Origin of the sequence: Arthrobacter sp. StoSoilB13, assembly GCF_019977255.1 — a bacterium.
GTDB lineage: Bacteria > Actinomycetota > Actinomycetes > Actinomycetales > Micrococcaceae > Arthrobacter.
The window spans coordinates 1,325,877-1,345,901 of record NZ_AP024647.1 but is presented as its reverse complement, the minus strand read 5'-3'; the positions used below and the strand labels follow the sequence as shown (position 1 = coordinate 1,345,901).

Below are 20,025 nucleotides of genomic sequence, written 5' to 3'. Positions count from 1 at the left end.
AGGAATCATTCCCATTTAGGGCTAGACTGAAACCACCTAGTAAATGTTTTTGATTCTCATTTGAGTAGATCCGAGGTTTCCGTGCGTCGTTCTGTCGCCCGCATGTCAATGGCCGCTTCAGCCGGCCTCGCCGCCCTGTTGCTTTCATCCTGTGCCGGCAGCGCCGGGGCAGGAGCCCCGTCTTCGTCGTCAGGCGCCATTGAAGTGGTGACCTCCACGAATGTTTACGGAGCCGTCGTGAAGGCCATTGGCGGGGACAAGGTCAACGTGAACGCGATCATCACCAAGACGAGCCAGGACCCGCATTCCTACGAAGCCAGTGCGCAAGACAAGCTGGTCATCTCCAAAGCCAAGCTCGTGGTGGAGAACGGCGGAGGCTATGACGAATTCCTCCACAAAATTGCCGATGAGACCAACGTCGGCCACGAAAATATGATCAGCGCCGTTGAGGTCTCGGGGTTGGCTCCGGAAGAGGAAAGCCACAGCGAGGCGGCGTCCTCCGAAGAGGGCCACAACCATGACCACGGTGAGTTCAACGAGCACGTCTGGTACAGCCTGGACACGATGGGCAAATTCGCTGACGCTGTGGCCAGCAAGCTCAGCAGCCTGGACGCTGCATCTGCTTCGACCTTCACCGCCAACGCCAACACGTTCAAGGCGAAGCTGACAGAGCTCAACGGGAAGCTTGCAGCCCTGAAGGAAGGCAATGACCACACTCCTGTGGCGATCACTGAACCCGTTCCTTTGTACCTGCTGGCAGCGGCCGGGCTGGAGAACAAGACTCCGGAGGCTTACAGTGCAGCGATTGAAGAAGGAACCGATGTCCCGGCGTCTGTCCTGAAGGAAACGACGGACCTGGTGGGCTCCGGCGGTGTCCGGCTGCTGGCGTACAACGAACAGACGGAAGGGCCGCAGACCGAATCCGTAAAGCGGGCTGCCGAGACTGCGGGCGTGCCCGTAGTGAACTTCACCGAAACCTTGCCGGAAGGCAAGGACTACGTGCAGTGGATGACCGACAACGTGGAATCCATCACGGCAGCGCTCAAGAAGTAGATTTCCTGACATCCCATTGCGGTGGGGGCCCCGTCGGCGTCCTAAGATATTCAGGATGGCTGCGGGGCCCTCTGTCTCTCACCAGCACAGAATCCTGCACCGGCACAGGCGCCACTCCAAGGTGCCACCACTAGTTGCGTTCCCCAGCAACGCATGAATCGAGGACAACTTTTGACACCCGTAGTGAGCCTCCGCGGAGCGAGCCTTCAGTTCGGCAAGAGGACACTCTGGCGCGATCTTGATCTCGACATTCATCCGGGGGAGTTCTTTGCCGTCCTCGGGCCCAACGGAAGCGGCAAGACCAGCTTCCTGAAGGTCCTCCTGGGGCTTCAGGAACTGAAGTCAGGAACGGTTGCGTTGGGCGGACATCCGGTGGAGCGGGGCAGCAAACGGATCGGTTACATTCCCCAACAAAAGTCCTTTGCGCCGGATACGCCTTTGCGTGCACGCGACCTGGTAGGGCTGGGCATTGACGGCCACCGGTGGGGTATGCGGCTGGCTTCAAGGAAAGTAAACCAGCGGGTAGATGAACTGCTGGAGCTGGTGGGAGCCTCGGACTATGCGAAAGTGCCCGTGGGGCAGTTGTCAGGTGGAGAGCAACAACGGCTTCGTGTGGCCCAGGCCCTGGCCACGGAACCCCAGGTACTCCTTTGCGATGAACCGTTGCTGTCTTTGGACCTGCATCATCAGCAGGGCGTCAGTTCACTCATCAACGAACAATGCCACGCCCGGAACAGTGCCGTCGTTTTCGTAACCCACGAAATCAATCCTGTGATCGACTACGTTGATCGGGTGCTCTACCTGGCCGGCGGCCATTTCCGCGTCGGGACGCCACAGGAAGTCATGACCACCGAAGTTTTGTCCGAGCTTTACAACAGCCACGTGGAAGTTATCCATACCAACGGAAGGATCGTCGTCGTCGGGCTTCCGGACGCGACCACGCACTTCCACGACGACGCGCACGCCACGGCTGGGCAGGAGTTCTAAATGGACCTCAACGGAATCCTGCAGACCATCTTCAACTTCGCGAACTATGGCGAATTGTTGGCACTGGTTCAAAACTCCATTTGGGCCGGGGCTGTCCTGGGACTTCTAGGCGGACTCGTCGGCACGTTCGTGATGAAGCGGGACTTGGCGTTCGCCGTCCATGGCATCTCTGAGCTGTCCTTTGCGGGTGCCGCTTTTGCCCTGCTGATCGGTGCCGATATCATTTTCGGCTCGCTGATCGGCTCAGTGGCTGCGGCACTGCTGCTGGGACTGATGGGTGTCAGGGGCCCGGGACAAGAACTCGATCATCGGCGTGATCATGCCGTTCGGGCTGGGCCTGGGCATCTTGTTCCTTGCCCTGTACGAGGGCCGCGCCGCAAACAAATTCGGACTGCTCACCGGCCAGATCGTTTCCGTGGATACTGTCCAGCTCCAGGCACTCGCGGGAACGGCTGTCCTGGTGGTGATTGCCCTCGGGGCAATCTGGCGCCCGCTCAGTTTTGCCAGCGTGGACCCTGAAATGGCTGAAGCCCGCGGTGTTCCCGTTCGGGGCCTGGCGATCGGCTTCATGGTGCTGCTGGGGGTCAGTGTGGCTTTGTCCATCCAGATTGTCGGCGCACTGCTGGTTTTGGCGCTGCTTATCACACCGGCCGCTGCCGCACTGCGGGTTACCACGTCACCACGCCTGGTGGTGCTTTTGAGCGTTGTGTTCGCGACCGCCGCTACTGTCGGTGGAATTCTGCTTGCCCTTGGCAGCCGGATACCGATCAGCCCCTATGTCACCACGTTGTCATTCCTTATTTACGTGGTGTGCCGCGTGATCGGGCGGGTGCGGGCCAACCGTGGCCTCAATGGCCGCGTCTCACGGGAGCAGCCTGCCGGCGCCCTTTAGAGCTTTCCGGCGGCCTTCCTGGCAGTGCATTCAGGGCATAGTCCAAAGATTTCCACGGTGTGCGCCACCTCGGTGAAACCATGCTCAGCGGCTGTTCGGGCCGCCCAGGTCTCAACCGCCGGGGCTTCAACTTCCACAGCCTTGCCGCAGTTCCTGCAGAGCAAATGGTGATGGTGTCCAGTGACGGTGCAGCGGCGGTATACGGCTTCGCCCTCCCCGTTGCGCAGGACATCAATGAGTCCGTCGTCGGCAAGTGACTGCAGGATGCGGTAGGCAGTGGCAAGGGAGACTGAGATGCCCTTGTTCTGCAGGAGGCGGTACAGTTCCTGGGTGCTGACGAAGTCGTCCAATTCATCCAGCGCCGCGCTAACGGCCAGGCGCTGCTTGGTGACGCGCTGCTCCTTGACGCCTGTCACCACCGGCGAGGCTGGGCCGTTCGTGACGGAATTGGTGCCTTGTGGCATTGAAAGACTCACTTCCCTGGAAACGCTGGCAAACCCCAATTTTACCAGTAGGGGAGGCTTGGAAACTGTCGGCGGCCGCCCCTAGGCTGTCACCATGAAGCTCACCAAGTTCACGCATGCCTGTATCCGGCTGGAGAAGGACCGGCGGGTCCTGGTCATCGATCCCGGCACGTTCTCCGAGCCCGAAGAAGCGTTGGCAGGTGCGCACGCTGTCCTTGTAACGCATGAGCACAACGACCATATTGATCGGCCGGCCGTGCTGGCGGCCCTGCGCAGCAACTCTTCGCTTGAGGTCTATGCGCCGGCAGGTGTTGCAAAGTCCCTTACTGAGGCCGCAGAGGGCGACGCAACTGGATCCGACGCTGGATCGGACTCCGTGGCCAAGCGGATCCATATCGTCGAACCGGGATCCGGTTTCGAGGCTGCGGGGTTCCAGGTGCGAACCTTCGGTGGCCAGCATGCCGTCATCCATGCCCAGATTCCCGTGGTGTCCAACATCGGTTACCTGGTGGATGGGAACGTCTTCCACCCGGGTGACTCATTCGTGGTTCCGGATGGAATCAACGTCCAGACGCTCCTGGTGCCCATCCATGCGCCATGGTCCAAAGTGGGGGAAGTGGTGGACTTTGTCATCTCGGTGCGCGCGCCCAAAGCGTTCCCCGTCCATGATGGCCTGCTTAACGAGCTGGGCCGGGGGATCGTGGAAGGCCACGTCACCCGCATCGGTGCCCGCTACGGAACCGCCTACACGCGACTCGCACCCCTGGAGTCAGTAGAGGTTTAGCCGGTCCACGTCCCGGTTTCGTGGAAGTGGTCAAGGACCGATTCGTACGGCGCGGGGTCCAGCCCTTTGCTGGCCAGCCAAGCGGCGTCGTTATAGCTGCCCGCATAGCGATCGCCGCCGTCGCACATGAGCGAGACGATACTTCCCTTCCGCCCTTCCGAGACCATCCGGGCCACGAGTTGCCAGACGCCCCAAAGATTGGTTCCCGTGGAGGGTCCTGCATGCAATCCAGTGAGCTTACGCAGGTGCCGCATGGCTGCCACAGAGGCTGCGTCCGGGACCTGGATCATGTGATCGATGACAGCCGGGACGAAGCTCGGCTCCGCGCGGGGACGGCCTATGCCTTCGATCCGGGACGGCAATCCCGTGGCGGCGGCAGCATTCCCATCCCGCCAGGCCGGGTAAAAAGCAGAGTTCTCCGGGTCCACCACGGCAAGGCAGGTGCTGTGCCTGTTGTATCGCAGGTAGCGACCTATGGTTGCGCTTGTGCCGCCGGTTCCTGCGCCCACCACAATCCACTCGGGAACCGGATGCTCTTCGAGGGAGAGCTGCTGGAAGATTGATTCGGCGATGTTGTTGTTGCCCCTCCAGTCCGTGGCGCGCTCGGCGAAGGTGAATTGGTCCATGTAGTAGCCGCCGGACGTTTTCGCTGTCTCCTCCGCCACGGCGTATACCTCTGAAGCGTGGTCCACAAGGAGGCAGGCGCCCCCGAATTCCTCGATGAGGGCGATCTTTTCCGGGCTGGTGGTCTTGGTCATGACAGCGATGAACGGCAGGCCAATGAGCCTGGCGAAGTACGCTTCGGAGACCGCCGTGCTGCCACTGGAGGCTTCTACGATAGTGGTGCCCTCCGTGATCCAGCCATTAACCAGGCCGTAGAGGAACAGAGAACGGGCCAGGCGATGTTTGAGGCTGCCTGATCGGTGTGTCGACTCATCCTTGAGGTAGAGCTGGACTCCCCAATGTTCGGGCAGTGGGACTGCGTAGAGGTGCGTATCTGCCGAACGATTGTTCTCAGCTTCGATCTTGCGGATGGCCTCGCTGGCCCAAGCCCTGTCCTGAATGCACGAATTGCTCACCGGACAAGCGTACCGGCGGGGTATGGAAGGCAAGACTAGGCTGGAAGAGTGGCATGGGTAGCAGAGCACCCACGCAGGCTTAGCTGAAGGAGAGCAGATGACCATTCTGATGGACGCGTCCGAAGTACACCGGCGGCTCGCGGCGGGGGAGCACACCGTGCTCCTGGACGTGCGTTGGGTCCTGGGCAGGACGGATGGGCACAGCCAATACTTGGAAGGCCATCTGCCAGGAGCGGTTTTCGTGGACCTGCCCAGTGAACTCGCGGACCACGCACAGCCTGCCCTGGGGCGGCATCCCCTTCCCTCTATTGATCGCTTCCAGCTTGCCGCGCGGCGCTGGGGGATCAACGATGGCGACACCGTGGTCGCCTACGACAACAGCGGCAGTATGGCCGCTGCCCGCGCTTGGTGGATGCTGAGGAATGCAGGCGTGGAAACCGTCTACCTGCTCGACGGCGGACTGGCGGCCTGGCGCGCGGCAGGTCACCCTCTGGAGGCAGGCGAGGTGACGCCCGCCGTCGGGAATGTCACCTTGAACGACGGCAGAATGCCCACGATCACCGAGGAGGAAGCTGCACACTGGCATGAGCAGGGCGTACTGCTTGATGCACGCGCCGGGGAGCGTTACAGGGGCGAAATCGAGCCGATCGACCCCCGCGCCGGACATATTCCTGGCGCGGTCAGCGCACCGACCACCGAGAACCTCACTGCGGAAGGCAAGTTCCTCCCAGCGGAGGAACTGCGCAGGCGCTTCACTGGCTTGGGAGCCGATGGTCCGGGCAACGTCGCCGTCTATTGCGGCTCCGGCGTCACGGCTGCGCACCAGGTTGCCGCCCTGGAAATTGCCGGATACACCGCGGCGCTCTTCCCTGGGTCGTTCTCGCAATGGTCGAACAATGCCGCAAATCCCGTGGCCGTTGGCAGTGAACCGTTCGAGGACGAATATGTAGGGAACGCAGGGGATTCGCCTGGCCCGCACGGCCAAAGTGGCACGAGCACCGCTGCCCGGAGTAGCGTCGGATCATGACCCCTGGACGTCCCGTGCCCCCGCCCCTGGCGAAGCCAATTCCCGCGGATACAGTGAAGCCGATTCCCGTGGATACAGCGAAGCCGATTCCCGTGGAGACAGTGAAGCCTGCTTATTCGCAGTCATCGGAACCGGCAGGATCCACGCTTGCGGCCGCGTTTGGCGCCACTTCCCCGGACAGTGGGTTGGTACCTCTGACGGTCGCGCGCCGTGCGCCCAAGGAAGACGATGTGGAGATCGCGATCGATTTTTGCGGTCTTTGCCACTCGGATGTTCATGCAACGCGTGGTGAATGGCGTTTGCCGCACTATCCGCTGGTTCCAGGCCATGAAATCGTCGGCCGGGTAACGCGGGTGGGTGCTGCCGTGCAGAATTTCGCACCTGGCGACCGCGTCGGCGTTGGCTGCCTGGTGGATTCCTGCCGCGAGTGCGGGAGCTGCCTGGAGGGGCTGGAGCAGTATTGCGAGCGGGGCAATGTTGGCACCTACGGAGTTGCGGACCCACGCAATGGCGGAGCAATAACCCAAGGAGGATATTCGACGTCGGTTGTGGTTGACCGTCGCTTCGTGCTGCGTATCCCTGAAGCCCTGGACGCAGCGGCTGCCGCCCCGCTCTTGTGCGCCGGGATTACCACGTATTCGCCATTGAGGTATTTCGAGGTTGAAGAGGGGGATTCGGTGGGAGTAGTGGGGCTGGGCGGCTTGGGCCACATGGCCGTCAAGATCGCCAAGGCCATGGGCGCTGAGGTCACGGTGTTCACCACCTCTGAAGCGAAGTTCGGCGCCGCCCGGGATTTGGGAGCGGACCACGTGGTGTTATCCAAGGACGCTGAGGCCATGGCGGGTGCCAATCGCAGTATCGACGTCATCATTGACACCGTTGCCGCACCGCACGATCTCAACCCCTACTTCCGCACGCTGCGGCTTGATGGGGCGCTCTTCCAGCTTGGGCTCCCGGCCGATGACATGCCGCCCGTCAGCCCGGGGCTCCTCATACGCCGACGCCTGGCCTATGCAGGTTCACTGATTGGCGGGATCGGCGAAACCCAGGAAATGCTTGATTTCTGCGCCGCGCATGGAGTTGCCAGCGAGATTGAGGTCGTCGGGGCCGAACAACTCAATGAGGCCTATGACCGTATGGTGGCCGGCGACGTGAAGTACCGATTTGTATTGGACACCGCAACACTTCAGGAACCGTCAGAAAGGGCAGATGCATGAGCACGCTGTTCACCAGGATCATCAACGGGGAAATCCCGGGCCGTTTCGTGTGGAAGGACGAGGACGTTGTGGCTTTCCTGACAATCGCTCCGATCACGCCGGGCCACACACTGGTTGTACCTCGTGAGGAAGTGGATTCCTGGACGCATGCCAGCCCGGAGCTTTTGGCCAAGGTCATGGATGTTGCCCAGAGGATCGGGAAGGTCCAGGAAGATCTTTTCAGCGCCAAACGCGTGGGTGTCCTGATGGAAGGCTTCGAGGTGGACCACTTGCACGTGCACATCTGGCCCGCCTATTCCATGGCGGACTTTGAGGTGCACAACGTGGACCACAATCCGGATCCTGCCGTCATGGATGCCACGGCTGTGAAGCTCCGTGCGGCCTTGCGGGCGGCCGGCCATGAGAGCTTCGTTCCCGAGGACTAAGCCTTCCAGACAAGTTAAACCGGCGGTGCTGAATCAGCACCGCCGGTTGTTTTTAAGCCGGACCTAGGCTGGCGCCAAGGCCTGGTTAAGCGCCGTTCGAATGCGTTTCTCGGAGACGGTGTAGGCCGTGCCCAACTCGACGGCGAAGAGGCTTACGCGCAGCTCCTCGATCATCCAGCGCACGCGGGTTAATTCCGCGCCTGCCCTGCGTCCGGGGAGCAACGCGGACACGGCGTCGTCGTAGTCATCCTCCAATGCCTGGACGATGGCCATATTCAGTCCATCGCGCTGCACGTTCCCGGGAAGCTTCTCCAGCCGCTTCTCGATCGCCTGCAGGTACCGCGGAAGCTGGCTCAGCTGCGCGTAGCCCGTCTGTGCCACAAAGCCCCGAAAGACCAACTGTTCCAGCTGGCTTTTTATGTCATTGAGGGCGCTGATGAGCGGCAGGCTGGCACTGGCCTTCAGCTGCTTCTGGATCCGGCGAGTACTCGCCAGGATGCGTTCGACGACGGCCGTCACCGTAAATACGGTATCGATCAGCTCAGCGCGGACTACTTCATACAACGCATCGAAGGCTTCCTTATCCCACGGCAGGGCCTCCGGCGTCAGCTTGTCGATGGCAGCGAGGGCGCAGTCAGCGATCAGGGCACTAACGGAGCCGTGCGGATTTTGGCTGAAGGTCAGCTTCTCGGTATTGCTGAGGTGCTCCAGCACGTACCGGTCCGGGGCAGGGATTCGAAGAGCCAGGAGCCGGATCACCCCGCCACGCATGGCAGCTTCCTGTTCCTGGCGGGTTTGGAAGACGCGGAAGGCTACAGAGGTACCCTCATCCACGATCGCCGGGAAGCCGGTGACGGCATGGCCCTTGACTGTTCGGGTTACTTGGCGTTGCACGGTCCCGAAGTCCCATTCAGTGATGCCACTGCGTTCGGACACCGCTCCCTGGGCGGGTTGGGCGCCGGGGTGCGTGCCAGGATGCGCATCAGGACTGCTGACGGTCCCGGCCGCGGAACCGGCGGTCTTGCCGTTTGAGGCGCCGGGCGCTCCGGCTCTTGTGCCAGCCTTGCCGGGTGCCGTCGTCGCTGGTGTAGCACCGAGCGATTCGGCGATTGCCCGACGTGTGGCCGGGGCCAGTTTTTCCTGTAGTTGGGCAAGGTCCTTGCCTTCGTCGAGGACCTTGCCCTTGCTGTCCACCACCTTAAAGCTCACGCGAAGGTGGGGAGGCACTGCTTCCCAGTTCCATGATCCCGGTGGGATGACGTGTCCGCGGAGCCGGCGAAGAACCAGTTCCAGGGAGGGCTCAAGCTCGTCCGTGGCGGGATCGAAGTCTCTTTCCAAGGCCTCCGTAGCCTGCCGGGCGACGTCAGGGGCAGGCACAAAGTTCTTCCGAACCTGCTTGGGGAGGGACTTGATAAGCGCCGTGATCAGTTCTACGCGTTGTCCCGGGATCTGCCACCGGAACGGTGCGTCGTCGAGTTGGTTCAGGAACAACACCGGAACTTCGGCGGTGACACCGTCCGAAGGATTCGGAGCAGACCCAGGAGCCACAGGATGGAACTCGTAGCTAAGTGGAAGTTCGAAGCTCTTGTGCAGCCACGTTTTGGGGTAGGCGGAATCATCGAGGGCCTCGGCGTCCTCGCTCATCAACAGCGACTGGTCGAAGTCCAGCAGCCCAGGATCTGCTTGGCGTGCCTCCTTCCACCACTTATCGAAATGCCGTTCGGACACGACGTCCTGGCCCACGCGGGCGTCATAGAACTCGAACAGGGTTTGGTCATCCACCAGGAGGTCCCGCCGGCGCATCCTGGTTTCAAGCTCCTCGATCTCCTGCAGGAGCGCGCGGTTGCGGTGGAAGAACTTGTGATGGGTCTTCCACTCGCCTTCCACGAGCGCGTGACGGATGAAGAGTTCCCGGGACAATTCCGGATCGATGCGGCCATAGTTGACCCGACGGTTCGGGATGATGGGCACCCCGTACAGCGTGACCTTCTCGTGGGCCATGACGGCCCCTTGCCGGGAGGACCAATGCGGCTCGCTGTAGGAGCGCTTCACGAGGTCCGGGGCTACTTGCTCCACCCACAGGGGATCGAACCTGGCAGCGACCCGTGCCCATAAGCGGCTCGTTTCCACCAACTCGGCGGCCATGACGAATGCAGGCGATTTCTTGAACAGTGCAGAACCGGGGAAAATCGCGAAGCGGCTGCCCCGGGCGCCCGCGTATTCGCGCTTGCGCTCATCAAGGAGGCCGATGTGGCTCAGCAACCCTGACAACAGGCTGATGTGGATTCCCTCATGGTTGCCTACGGGATCAGCTTCACGCCTATTGTCCAGTGTGATACCCAAGGGCTTGGCAAGTTGGCGGAGTTGCGTAAAAAGGTCCTGCCACTCACGGACGCGAAGATAGTTGATGAATTCGTTGCGGCATAGCCGGCGAAACTGCGTTGAGGACAGCTCGCGTTGCTTTTCCTGAATGTAGTTCCAAAGGTTAAGGAAACCGGTGAAGTCCGAGTTCTCATCGCGGAACCGTGCATGCTTCTCAGCAGCGAGTTGCTGCTTGTCGGTCGGCCGTTCGCGGGGATCCTGGATGGTAAGCGCTGCTGCCAGAATCATCACTTCGCGGACACAACCGCGTTTGCCGGCTTCGACAATCATGCGGCCGAGCCTCGGATCCACCGGCAGCTGGGCCAGTTTCTGCCCGACGGCAGTCAGGCCACTGCCGCTTCGACGGTTGCCGCGGGGATCCTTGGGCCCTGGGCTGCTCGAAGTTGCCGGGCTGAGGGCGCCTAGCTCGCGAAGGAGGGTGACGCCGTCGTTAATCGCGCGTGAATCAGGCGGTTCGACGAACGGGAAGTTCTCAACATCCTTGGGACCACGGGCAACGCCCATGGCCGTCATCTGCAGAATGACGGCGGCAAGGTTGGTCCGCAGGATTTCAGGGTCCGTGAACTGCGGGCGGGACTCAAAGTCTTCTTCGGAGTAGAGACGGATGGCAATACCCTCGGAGACGCGTCCGCAACGCCCGGACCGCTGGTTGGCCGAGGCCTGGGACACACGTTCTATGGGGAGGCGCTGGACCTTGGTCCGGTGCGAGTACCGCGAGATGCGGGCCGTGCCGGTGTCGATCACATACTTGATGCCCGGGACAGTCAGCGAGGTTTCCGCCACGTTGGTGGCGAGGATGATGCGCCGCTTTCCACCGGGATTGAAGACCCGATGCTGCTCCTGCAGGCTCAACCTGGCAAAGAGGGGCAGGACTTCCGTACCTGCCAGGCGCCGGTTGCTCTGGATGCGGCCATTGATGGCCTCGGCGGCGTCGCGGATTTCGCGCTCGCCGGAGAAGAAGACAAGGATATCGCCCGGGGCTTCCTTGGCCAGTTCATCCACGGCGTCACAGACGGCATCCAGTGGGTCCCGGTCCTCTTCCAGTTCGTCGTCGGAGCTGTCCTCGTCCGCACCGGCAGGCTGTGACAAGGGCCGATACCGGATCTCCACCGGGTAGGTGCGGCCGGAAACCTCGATGATGGGTGCGGGGGATTCCTCCGTACCGAAGTGCTTGGCGAAGCGTTCAGGATCGATAGTGGCCGAAGTGATGATAATTTTCAGGTCGGGGCGCTGGGGGAGGACACGCTTCAGATAGCCCAGGATGAAGTCGATGTTGAGGCTGCGTTCGTGGGCCTCGTCAATGATGATGGTGCTGTACTTGCGCAGGAGTTTGTCCCGTTGGATCTCTGCCAGGAGGATGCCATCGGTCATGAGCTTGATCTTGGTCGATGCACTGACCTCGCCAGTGAACCGGACCTGGAAGCCAACTTCCTGGCCGATCTCGACGTCCAGCTCGGACGCGATGCGCTCTGCCACTGTCCTGGCCGCCAGTCGTCGCGGCTGCGTGTGGCCGATCAGGCCTTTGTCGCCCAGGCCCAGTTCCAGGCACATCTTGGGGATCTGGGTAGTTTTGCCCGAGCCGGTTTCGCCGGCAATGATGGTCACCTGGTTTGCGGCGATCGCCGCCATCAGATCCTCGCGGCGCTCGGATACCGGCAGCTCAGCGGGGTAGGAAATATGAAGTGTCATGGCTGCTGCCAGTCTACTGTGGCTTCCTGTCAACGTCCGCTGTCGCTGTCACATGTCGGGCAGGCCCGGCTGCCGCGCCGCTGTCCTAAAGGCCGCGGTGGAAGCGGGGCGCATAGGGACGCCCGTCGTTCGGGATCCTGATGAATTCCCTGAAGGACGGGCGTCGGATGGACGGATCTTGGCTCGATGCTTCCAGTGGGCTGGTGGGCGGCTAGTAGATGCGGGGGTTCCAGTAGGGAGTACTCGGAGCGTCGAAGGCGCTCCAGGGTTCCTTGGAGTTGATGGGTGGGTTGTGGCCGCGTCCGTCCTTGAGAAGGGCGGTAACGGTGGCTGCGACGGCGGTGATAAGGATGATGAAGAGGATGATTCCGAAGATTTCCATGGCTTCAGTCTTCTCCTGGCGGCACCCAAGAAACAGTGGCAGAAATGCCCCATTTAGACAATTTTCTGCCACACTGGAGATATGTTGAAGTCAGTAGCCGTGATCGTTGTCCCCAACTTCTCGATCTTCGAGTTCGGTACGGCCTTTGAGGTCTTCGGAATCGATAGATCCGACCGTGGCGCAGGCGTACCTGCCTTCGACTTCAGGGTGTGCGCGCCGGAACCGGGGGACATCCGAATGAAGTCCGGCCTGTCCTTGCACGTCAACCTTGGACTGGAGGCTGCTGCTGATGCGGACCTTGTCATCATGGCGCCTTTCGGAAGGGACCAGGAGGTCCCCGAATCTGTCCTGGATGCACTGCGGGCGGCCCACGCCCGCGGCGCGTGGGTGATGTCCATCTGCTCCGGCGCATACGCCTTGGCCCGGGCCGGCCCTGCTTGACGGCCGGCGCTGCACCACCCATTGGCACTACTCTCAGGATCTGGCGAGTCGATACCCCGCAGTGGTAGTGGATGAGAATGTCCTCTATGTACAGGATGGAACCATCATTACCAGCGCAGGGACCGCCGCCGGAATCGATGCTTGCCTCCATCTTGTCCGTGTGGAGTTGGGAGCAAACGTAGCTGCCGCGATTGCGCGCGACATGGTGGTCCCACCCCATCGCGACGGCGGCCAAGCCCAGTTCATAGACCGGCCCATGCCCCGCTGTGGTTCAGCACCCATGGAGGAACTCCTGCGGTGGATGGTTGAACACCTCGAGGAAGAACACAGTGTCAACGAATTGGCTGCCCGGCTGCATATGTCGCCCAGAACATTCGCACGCCGCTTCAGGGCGGAAACAGGGACAACACCCGCGGCGTGGTTGAATTCCCAGCGTGTGCTCCGCGCCCAGGAACTGCTGGAGTCCACGGAGCTCAACATCGATGAGATCGCGCGCGAAGCAGGGTTCGGGCATTCCGTTTTGCTGCGCCACCACTTCACCAAGGTGCTGGATACGAGTCCGCAGAGTTACCGGAGGGCCTTCCGCGGGCAATTGGCCGAGGCGATTTAGCGGCGGACCCCCAGGCGGCCGCGGGGGCCGCGGGACTCGGAACCTTCAGCCTTGGCACACTCCACAAGTTCCTGCCAGGGCCCCGTGACGGCGCGCTCGGGTAGTGTCGCCCGCCGTTGGCCTGCCCTGATGGAGTACGTGAATCGATCCGGTTCGTCCAGAGTCCTGGCTTCGCTTTTGGCTTCGTCCCAGGGGCACGCCTCAACGATCGGCATCCAGCGCTCTTTGTCATCATCCGACACTGCCTCCACGCTCCAGACGCGTGTCATCGCGGCTATGCCCCCGCTGCGCTGGACGGTGATTTTCATGACCGGCTACTTCTCGTTTTGACGAACTGGCGGAAAGCCAACGACGGCGGGACTGCCCGGGGCCGGACGGTCCCGCCGGCTGGTCTAAACCTTGACCTTCACAGTCTCCCACGCCTTCAGGACGGCGTCATGCTCTACTGAGCCGACGCCAAAAAGTTCTTCCGCAGTAGCCGCAGTCGCCTTGGCGAACTTGCCAAAGGTGCAGGCTGGCGGCAGGGACCCGCTGGTGAGTGTCCCGTACCAGATCTGCCCTGGCACACCCCATGCATTGCCGCCCAACTCTGCCGCAACAAGGTAGAAAGCCCTGTTGGGGATGCCCGAATTGATGTGTACTCCACCGTTGTCGGCACTGGTCCGAACGTATGTGTCCATCGAGTCAGGCTGCGGGTCCTTGCCCAGGATGTCGTCGTCGTAGGCGGTGCCCGGGGCCTTCATCGAGCGCAAGGCCGCACCTTGGACTTTGTCGGTAAAAAGGCCCTCGCCGATCAGCCAGCTGGCTTGCTCCGTGGTTTCCTTCTTCAGGTACTGCTCCACGAGTACACCGAAGACATCTGACATGGACTCGTTCAGGGCACCTGCCTGGTTGCGGTAATTGAGCCCTGCCGTAAATTGCGTGACCCCGTGGGCCAGTTCGTGGCCGATGACGCTCACTGACTTGGTGAAGCGTTGGAAAATCTCCCCGTCGCCATCCCCGAAGACCATCTGATTGCCATCCCAAAAGGCATTGTCGTACAGGTTGCCGTAGTGAACGGTAGCGTCCAGGGCCAGGCCGGCGCCATCGACGGAATCCCGGCCGAAGATCTCTGCATAGAGTCGGTGGGTGCTGCCCAAACCGTCATAGGCCTCATCGGTAGCGGCGTCCCCAACAGGCGCAGCGCCCTCCTTGCGGACTACCCGGCCGGGCAGGTTTTCCGAGGTGTCGGCATCGTAGATGGTGCGCTTTGGCGGGCCGGGCTGTGCCGCCACTGCACTGGGCGGAGTAGAGGGTGCCGGGGCGGCACGAACAGCCTGGAGGTCCTTGATGTGCAGGAGTGATTCCTTTGCGGCCCGGGCAACAGCCCAAAGCCGTGGCTCGCTCTGGGCGGCAATCCTTCGAAGCATGTAAGGCGGAACGATTGAACAAATCACAGCAACCCCTTTTGGCTCTTGGCGACTGGCAACTGTGATCAGCCTAGGAGCGGGGGCTGACAATTTTGGCGAGTTCGCCCGGCAAGCCCTGAACTGATAGCGGCGACCCGGGTTGCTGCCCGGAGGCCGAGCTGGGTCTGGGGGCGAGCTGGGGCCGCGAGCTGGAACGCGAAAATACCCCGCCAGTTGGACTGGCGGGGTATTTGTATGTGCCCTCGATAGGATTCGAACCTACGGCCTTCTGCTCCGGAGGCAGACGCTCTATCCCCTGAGCTACGAGGGCATCCGGGGTTCCCTCCGTTGCCGGTGGGACGTCCTAGAGCTTAGCAGCCACCTGGCCCCAAAAGAAAACGCGGCCATGATCTTTAGCGCCCTGCACGCCGCGGCGCTGCGGTACCCATAGTTCAGTACCCGGCAAACGAGTCAACGTGTACGCGCCGCGCCCCTGCACCGTGCGCAGCGGCCCGCAGGGAATCCACGCTCGCCGGGGAACCGGAGACATATACCTCGCGGGCCCCGATGTCCGGTACCAGCTCCTTCAGGCGCTGTGCGTCGATCCTGGAGGTTCCGGCGTCGTGCATGAAATCCGGGGGAGTAGAGCCGTCCGCGAGCCGGGCGATCACCTTTGCACCGGACGCCTCCAATTGCTCACAGGCGGCGAGTTCATCGCGCCCTTGGGCAAGGTAAAGGACCACCGTGTCGCGGGCTGCGGCGTCGGAGGCAAGGTGGGAAAGGAAAGGCGTGATACCAATACCTGCGGCAATCAGCAGGACCGGCTTGGCGGCGTCGCGCGGGAGCAGGAAGTCTCCGCCAACCGCTGTGGCGGAAATCATGTCACCGGGCTTTAGCGCCAGCAACGTCTTCTTCGCGGTGGACAGGGGCCCGGCAGTTCCAACGCCGAAGGTCACTTCCGGAGCACCCGGGGGGCTGGTGATGCTGAAGACCCGGCGGCGGCCCTTGCCGTCGGACCCCGAATGCGGAAGGTTCAGCTCCATGAATTGCCCGGCCGCATAGCGGACAGGGCGCCGTGGCTCGAAGCGGAACTCCCTGGTCCCCGGTGTCAGGGCCCGGGAACCCTTGAATGTCAGTTCCACGCGGCCCCGTTGGCCCAGGAAAAAGGCGATCAGGTTCCCCACCAGAAGCGCGAGTTCAGGCGAATTGGCCACGAAGCCCAGATTGTACGGAACCGCAAAGACAACGCCGACGACGCCGGCAAGTGCCAATTGCTGCCAACGGCGTGGGGGGAGAGTGAGGGGCTCAGTAAGCATGAAGCCGACGAAAAAAAGCAAGGGGCGCTGGGCCAACGGCTGCCACAGGGCCTGGCCGAAGGTCATGCCGCGGCCCAGCAATTCGACACAGACGATGCTGGTGGCCACCAGCAGGAAAACTGTTGCCATCAGCATTTTCCGTGTGCGGTAAAGGACCGCCAGGACACCAGGAACAAGGAGCCACAACATGGCAGGCGTTGCGGCCCACCAGGTGGCTATGTTCAGTCCGGTCAAGCCCGTGATGAAAGCCCCCGCAGCAGCTGGGTTGAAAATGTGGCGCCCACGGAAAGCCAAAGCATATTTCGAAGCGCTGGCCAGGACACAAGCCAGTGCGACACCCAGCATGTCAGTGGGGACGAACGTGGGCCAGAACAGGAAGTACAGGAGCAAGCCGGTAATGAGTGAAGACTCCGAATGTGGCGTGGTCCGGAAAAGCAAGGCCAGCAGGCGGTTCGATCCATAGGTGAGCCCAAGGCACACGCACAGGTGAACCAGCATCTGCGGCAGGCCGAACGTCAGCCACCCCAAGACGTTCAGGAGCAGGCTGTAGGCCACCAGGACCCCGAGAACCCACAAAATCAGGCGGTACATGGTGAAGCGGCCCAACCAGGTGTCCAAACGCGACTTCATGGCATTCATGTGAACAGTCTCCCCTCAAAACCAGCCGAAAATGTGGCAGTCCCATTCGAAAACACCCGTAGCCAGGAAAAATCGAACTCAGCCTCAAGCGCGGCGGGTTCCACCATGAAGAGTGCCGTGGCCAAGGCATCGGCCACCATGGCGCTCGCGGCCATGGTCCAGGTAGCCACTGTTGTTTGGATGGGTTGCCCCGTGATTCCGTCCAATACATGGTGCAGCCCGTCCCCCCATGCCCGGCGGTTGGACGCGGAGGCGCAGAGGGCGGAATTGTCCAATTCCACGGTGCCGATCGCCCGCTTCGGGTTATAAGGATGCTCCAAGGCCACAGTGACGGGCAGGCTTCCGGAATGCAGCATGTCGCCGCTGCCATCCACCAGGAAGTCCAGGTAGCCAGCTGAACGGAGGACTTCGCCGAGCAGGTCCACGAGCTGTCCCTTTCCTGCGGCGCCAACATCCAATACCAGCGGAACCTTGCCCGAAACCGTGGTTCCCGACCATTCCAGGACGTCTTCCCACCTGGCAGCACCTTCAGGGGCGCCTGAAGGAACCAAGGTGTAGCCGGCACTATATCCAAGACGGTTCAAGCTACTGCCGATCAGGGGTGTCATGGAGCCGCCACTGATCCGGTACAGCGCCTCGTAGACGTCGCGGAGGGCCACAGAGTGCCCGGGCAAGGAAATGCTGCCGGGACCGCGCTGCAGAGCGGACACCAGCGAGTCCTGCCTGAACCGTGAATAGGTATGGTCGTAATCCGCTACCGTCGCAAGCAGTTGGCGCTGCACTTCCGGCTCAAGCATCGACGACGACGAAATCTCCCAGTGCGTACCGATCCCCTCGAAGCTAAAGCGGCTCCAACCCGGATGCGGCATGGCTGCTACTTTGCCTGGGACTTGATCTGCTCCACGGCATCGTTGAAGCCGCCTGAGGTCAAAGAAGAACCGGCAACCTTGGAAACGTTGAGGTCGTCGATGTCTTTGCCAACGATCTGCGCCGCGATACCGCTGGCAAACTCGCCCTGGAACTTCCTCGTATTGGGGTTGGAGGGGTGGACGGTGATATTCACTGCCTCCACCTTGTCCCCGGCCAGCTTGAGCTGAACCCCAACAGTCTCCTGGCCGTTCGGCGATGTATATGTTCCATCGGCGCTGTACGTGCCGTCCTTGTACGTGGAGTCACCGTTTCCAGCCGAACCAGAGGAAGAAGGACTGGTGGTGGAAGCCTGGCCACCATTCTGGGTAGCCGGAGTCTGGGTTGACGGGGCTTCCGTTGTGGGGGCACAGGCAGCTGCCGTCCCGATAATGGATACGCTGGCGAACCCGACGTAGAGGCTCTTGCGGAGTGGCGTAGTCATGTTCTGCTCGTTTCAACTGGACAAGATGTGATCAACATGCGGTCAACGGGATGGTGTCGGTCTGTGGATGACCCTTAAAGCCACCTCTTACGTCTTCACAACGTTGAAATCAGCGTAATGGTTCAGTCTGTGAGGTCCGCCAGCAGTTTATGTAGAGGTGCTGTGTCCAAGATTGCTGTGTCCAAGATATCCACATAAACGAGCCTTAATTCCACGAGTTTGCGGGCCCCCGGTAGGCTGGATGGGTGACTCCCGAAGAACTCTCTGCTGCCATATCCACCTGCCTTAAGGACGCCGTCGCTGCCGGCGAAATCGCCTTGGCGGAATCCGCTGTCCCCGGAGACGTCCGGGTGGAGCGACCCAAGAACAGGGACCACGGAGACTGGGCCACCAACATTGCCCTGCAATTGGCTAAGCAGGCCGGCACGAATCCGCGCGAGTTCGCCGGAATCCTCAGCCATCGCCTCCAGGGAATCGCCGGCGTGACCGGAGTCGAAATCGCAGGTCCCGGCTTCCTGAACATCACCGTTGATGCTGCTACGGCAGGCGCGCTTGCCAAGGCAATCGTTGAGGCGGGTTCCACCTACGGGACCAACCAGGCGCTCGCAGGACATGTTGTGAACATGGAATTCGTTTCGGCCAACCCCACGGGACCCCTTCATATTGGCCACACCCGGTGGGCCGCCCTGGGCGACGCGATCGCACGCGTGCTGCGGGCCTCGGGAGCCGACGTCACCGCCGAGTACTACATCAATGACGCCGGTTCGCAGATGAACGTCTTCGCCAACTCAGTCCTTTCCCGGCTCCACGGCCGGGGCGTCCCCGAGGGCGGCTATCCCGGTGAGTACATTCGCGAACTCGGCGATGAAGTACTCAAGGCGCACCCGGATATCCGTGAACTCACAGACGAGGCTGCCCTGCCGGTCATTCGTGCTGCTGCCTACGAGGCACAGATGGCGGATATTAAAGCAACGCTGGCAGATTTCGGCGTGGAATTCGACGTCTTCTTCTCCGAGAAGGAACTGCACGACGCCGGTGCCATTGAATCTGCCGTTGCCCGGCTCCGCGAACAGGGCCACGTCTTCGACGACGGCGGCGCCGTTTGGCTGCGCACCACCGACTTCGGCGATGACAAAGACCGCGTCATGATCCGCGCCAATGGCGAACCGACATATTTCGCCGCCGATGCCGCGTACTACCTCTCCAAGAAGGACCGCGGTTTCACCGAGAAGATATACCTTCTTGGCGCCGACCACCACGGCTATATCAATCGCCTCAAGGCGATTGCAGCGTGCGCCGGTGACGATCCCGAAGTAAACATTGAGGTCCTCATTGGACAGTTGGTGTCCGTCAACGGCGCCAAGTTGTCCAAGCGCGCGGGCAACATCATTGAACTCAAGGACCTCATTTCCTGGTTGGGCAAGGACGCAGTGCGCTACTCCCTTGCCCGGTTCCCTGCCGACTCGCCGCTGACACTGGACCCGGAACTGCTCAAGAAGAACAGCAACGAAAACCCAGTGTTCTACGTGCAGTACGCCCATGCCCGCTCCAGGGGAACCGCGCGCAACGCCGCCGAGGCCGGGGTGGACCGGTCCGTATTCGACGCATCGCTGCTGGATCATGCCACGGAGAACGAGCTTCTCTCCTATTTGGGGAGCTACCCGTCAATCGTGGCCAAAGCAGCCGAGCTCCGCGAACCGCACCGCGTTGCCCGCCATCTTGAGGTCATCGCCGGTGCCTACCACCGCTGGTACGATGCCTGCCGTGTCTCCCCGCAGGGCGAGGAACCGGTGCTGGACGTGAACCGGACCCGTCTGTGGCTGAACGACGCCACCAGCCAGGTGCTGGCCAACGGACTCGGACTGCTAGGCGTTTCCGCGCCGGAACGGATGTAAGGCC

16 protein-coding genes, 1 tRNA gene and 2 pseudogenes are annotated in these 20,025 nt (G+C 61.7%); 9 read left to right on the top strand and 10 right to left on the bottom strand.

Going from position 1 to position 20,025, the window contains the following annotated elements:
* Window positions 1–108: 108 nt before the first annotated feature.
* The 3 genes and pseudogenes from LDP01_RS06360 to LDP01_RS06350 all read left to right on the top strand — a co-directional run bounded on the left by LDP01_RS06360 (window position 109) and on the right by LDP01_RS06350 (window position 2,932).
* Complete coding sequence (locus tag LDP01_RS06360) at window positions 109–1,053, top strand: metal ABC transporter solute-binding protein, Zn/Mn family (protein ID WP_224088016.1); 945 nt, start codon at window positions 109–111, stop codon at window positions 1,051–1,053.
* Window positions 1,054–1,206: 153 nt separating this feature from the next.
* Entirely contained in the window at window positions 1,207–2,040 is an 834-nt protein-coding gene (locus tag LDP01_RS06355) for a metal ABC transporter ATP-binding protein (protein WP_497944824.1), read from the top strand.
* Window positions 2,041–2,932, top strand: a pseudogene (locus LDP01_RS06350) (metal ABC transporter permease). It begins immediately after the preceding gene.
* On the opposite strand, the gene LDP01_RS06345 reads toward LDP01_RS06350, so the two are convergent.
* Complete coding sequence (locus LDP01_RS06345; protein WP_224088012.1) at window positions 2,929–3,396, bottom strand: Fur family transcriptional regulator; 468 nt, start codon at window positions 3,394–3,396, stop codon at window positions 2,929–2,931. The pseudogene LDP01_RS06350 and the gene LDP01_RS06345 sit on opposite strands and share 4 nt — an antisense overlap.
* Before the next feature lie 94 nt (window positions 3,397–3,490).
* Here LDP01_RS06345 and LDP01_RS06340 point away from each other — a divergent pair, with 94 nt between their 5' ends.
* Window positions 3,491–4,180 (top strand): MBL fold metallo-hydrolase, encoded by a 690-nt coding sequence (locus LDP01_RS06340; protein WP_224088010.1) that lies wholly within the window; start codon window positions 3,491–3,493, stop codon window positions 4,178–4,180.
* Here LDP01_RS06340 and LDP01_RS06335 read toward each other — a convergent pair.
* Window positions 4,177–5,259 (bottom strand): PLP-dependent cysteine synthase family protein, encoded by a 1,083-nt coding sequence (locus LDP01_RS06335; protein WP_224088008.1) that lies wholly within the window; start codon window positions 5,257–5,259, stop codon window positions 4,177–4,179. The genes LDP01_RS06340 and LDP01_RS06335 overlap by 4 nt on opposite strands.
* Before the next feature lie 97 nt (window positions 5,260–5,356).
* On the opposite strand from LDP01_RS06335, the gene LDP01_RS06330 reads away from it, so the two are divergent.
* From LDP01_RS06330 to LDP01_RS06320, 3 genes are read left to right on the top strand one after another with little or no spacing between them, the layout of a single operon-like run.
* On the top strand, window positions 5,357–6,286 hold the full coding sequence (locus LDP01_RS06330) for a sulfurtransferase (protein WP_224088007.1): 930 nt from the start codon (window positions 5,357–5,359) through the stop codon (window positions 6,284–6,286).
* The gene (locus tag LDP01_RS06325) at window positions 6,283–7,503 is read left to right on the top strand and encodes an NAD(P)-dependent alcohol dehydrogenase (protein ID WP_224088006.1); all 1,221 of its coding nucleotides are present in this window, start codon (window positions 6,283–6,285) and stop codon (window positions 7,501–7,503) included. Before LDP01_RS06330 ends, LDP01_RS06325 begins: the two co-directional genes overlap by 4 nt.
* Complete coding sequence (locus LDP01_RS06320) at window positions 7,500–7,928, top strand: HIT family protein (RefSeq protein WP_224088005.1); 429 nt, start codon at window positions 7,500–7,502, stop codon at window positions 7,926–7,928. Before LDP01_RS06325 ends, LDP01_RS06320 begins: the two co-directional genes overlap by 4 nt.
* Before the next feature lie 63 nt (window positions 7,929–7,991).
* Here the strand turns inward: LDP01_RS06320 and hrpA are convergent, their stop codons facing one another.
* Window positions 7,992–11,999: an ATP-dependent RNA helicase HrpA gene (gene hrpA / locus LDP01_RS06315; protein ID WP_224088004.1), complete on the bottom strand. Its 4,008-nt coding sequence runs from the start codon at window positions 11,997–11,999 to the stop codon at window positions 7,992–7,994.
* Between the two features lie 211 nt (window positions 12,000–12,210).
* Window positions 12,211–12,381, bottom strand: coding sequence for a hypothetical protein (locus LDP01_RS06310; RefSeq protein ID WP_224088003.1), 171 nt, complete (start codon window positions 12,379–12,381; stop codon window positions 12,211–12,213).
* A gap of 81 nt (window positions 12,382–12,462) precedes the next feature.
* On the opposite strand from LDP01_RS06310, the pseudogene LDP01_RS06305 reads away from it, so the two are divergent.
* Window positions 12,463–13,432, top strand: a pseudogene (locus LDP01_RS06305) (GlxA family transcriptional regulator).
* Here LDP01_RS06305 and LDP01_RS06300 read toward each other — a convergent pair.
* The 6 genes from LDP01_RS06300 to LDP01_RS06275 form a co-directional block, all read right to left on the bottom strand.
* The gene (locus LDP01_RS06300; RefSeq protein WP_224088002.1) at window positions 13,429–13,740 is read right to left on the bottom strand and encodes a protealysin inhibitor emfourin; all 312 of its coding nucleotides are present in this window, start codon (window positions 13,738–13,740) and stop codon (window positions 13,429–13,431) included. The pseudogene LDP01_RS06305 and the gene LDP01_RS06300 overlap by 4 nt on opposite strands.
* Window positions 13,741–13,824: 84 nt before the next feature.
* Window positions 13,825–14,841, bottom strand: coding sequence for a M4 family metallopeptidase (locus LDP01_RS06295; protein ID WP_224091084.1), 1,017 nt, complete (start codon window positions 14,839–14,841; stop codon window positions 13,825–13,827).
* Window positions 14,842–15,078: 237 nt separating this feature from the next.
* Window positions 15,079–15,151: transfer RNA gene (locus tag LDP01_RS06290), tRNA-Arg, on the bottom strand.
* A 121-nt stretch (window positions 15,152–15,272) separates the two neighbouring features.
* Window positions 15,273–16,775, bottom strand: a complete 1,503-nt coding sequence (locus LDP01_RS06285) for an FAD-dependent oxidoreductase (RefSeq protein ID WP_224088001.1) — start codon at window positions 16,773–16,775, stop codon at window positions 15,273–15,275.
* Window positions 16,772–17,644, bottom strand: a complete 873-nt coding sequence (locus tag LDP01_RS06280) for an FAD:protein FMN transferase (RefSeq protein WP_224088000.1) — start codon at window positions 17,642–17,644, stop codon at window positions 16,772–16,774. Before LDP01_RS06280 ends, LDP01_RS06285 begins: the two co-directional genes overlap by 4 nt.
* Window positions 17,645–17,649: 5 nt before the next feature.
* The gene (locus LDP01_RS06275) at window positions 17,650–18,126 is read right to left on the bottom strand and encodes an FMN-binding protein (protein ID WP_224087999.1); all 477 of its coding nucleotides are present in this window, start codon (window positions 18,124–18,126) and stop codon (window positions 17,650–17,652) included.
* A 245-nt stretch (window positions 18,127–18,371) separates the two neighbouring features.
* On the opposite strand from LDP01_RS06275, the gene argS reads away from it, so the two are divergent.
* Entirely contained in the window at window positions 18,372–20,021 is a 1,650-nt protein-coding gene (argS, locus tag LDP01_RS06270; RefSeq protein WP_224087998.1) for an arginine--tRNA ligase, read from the top strand.
* Window positions 20,022–20,025: the final 4 nt, after the last annotated feature.

Bases quoted from the DNA above. Each gene is read 5' to 3' on its own strand.
- LDP01_RS06360 (WP_224088016.1), top strand. From the start codon at position 109: ATGGCCGCTTCAGCCGGCCTCGCCGCCCTGTTGCTTTCATCCTGTGCC.
- LDP01_RS06340 (WP_224088010.1), top strand. From the start codon at position 3,491: ATGAAGCTCACCAAGTTCACGCATGCCTGTATCCGGCTGGAGAAGGAC.
- LDP01_RS06300 (WP_224088002.1), bottom strand. From the start codon at position 13,740: ATGAAAATCACCGTCCAGCGCAGCGGGGGCATAGCCGCGATGACACGC.
- LDP01_RS06355 (WP_497944824.1), top strand. From the start codon at position 1,207: ATGAATCGAGGACAACTTTTGACACCCGTAGTGAGCCTCCGCGGAGCG.
- LDP01_RS06345 (WP_224088012.1), bottom strand. From the start codon at position 3,396: ATGCCACAAGGCACCAATTCCGTCACGAACGGCCCAGCCTCGCCGGTG.
- hrpA (WP_224088004.1), bottom strand. From the start codon at position 11,999: ATGACACTTCATATTTCCTACCCCGCTGAGCTGCCGGTATCCGAGCGC.
- LDP01_RS06310 (WP_224088003.1), bottom strand. From the start codon at position 12,381: ATGGAAATCTTCGGAATCATCCTCTTCATCATCCTTATCACCGCCGTC.
- LDP01_RS06295 (WP_224091084.1), bottom strand. From the start codon at position 14,841: ATGCTTCGAAGGATTGCCGCCCAGAGCGAGCCACGGCTTTGGGCTGTT.
- LDP01_RS06275 (WP_224087999.1), bottom strand. From the start codon at position 18,126: ATGACTACGCCACTCCGCAAGAGCCTCTACGTCGGGTTCGCCAGCGTA.
- LDP01_RS06280 (WP_224088000.1), bottom strand. From the start codon at position 17,644: ATGCCGCATCCGGGTTGGAGCCGCTTTAGCTTCGAGGGGATCGGTACG.
- LDP01_RS06285 (WP_224088001.1), bottom strand. From the start codon at position 16,775: ATGAATGCCATGAAGTCGCGTTTGGACACCTGGTTGGGCCGCTTCACC.
- LDP01_RS06325 (WP_224088006.1), top strand. From the start codon at position 6,283: ATGACCCCTGGACGTCCCGTGCCCCCGCCCCTGGCGAAGCCAATTCCC.
- LDP01_RS06320 (WP_224088005.1), top strand. From the start codon at position 7,500: ATGAGCACGCTGTTCACCAGGATCATCAACGGGGAAATCCCGGGCCGT.
- LDP01_RS06330 (WP_224088007.1), top strand. From the start codon at position 5,357: ATGACCATTCTGATGGACGCGTCCGAAGTACACCGGCGGCTCGCGGCG.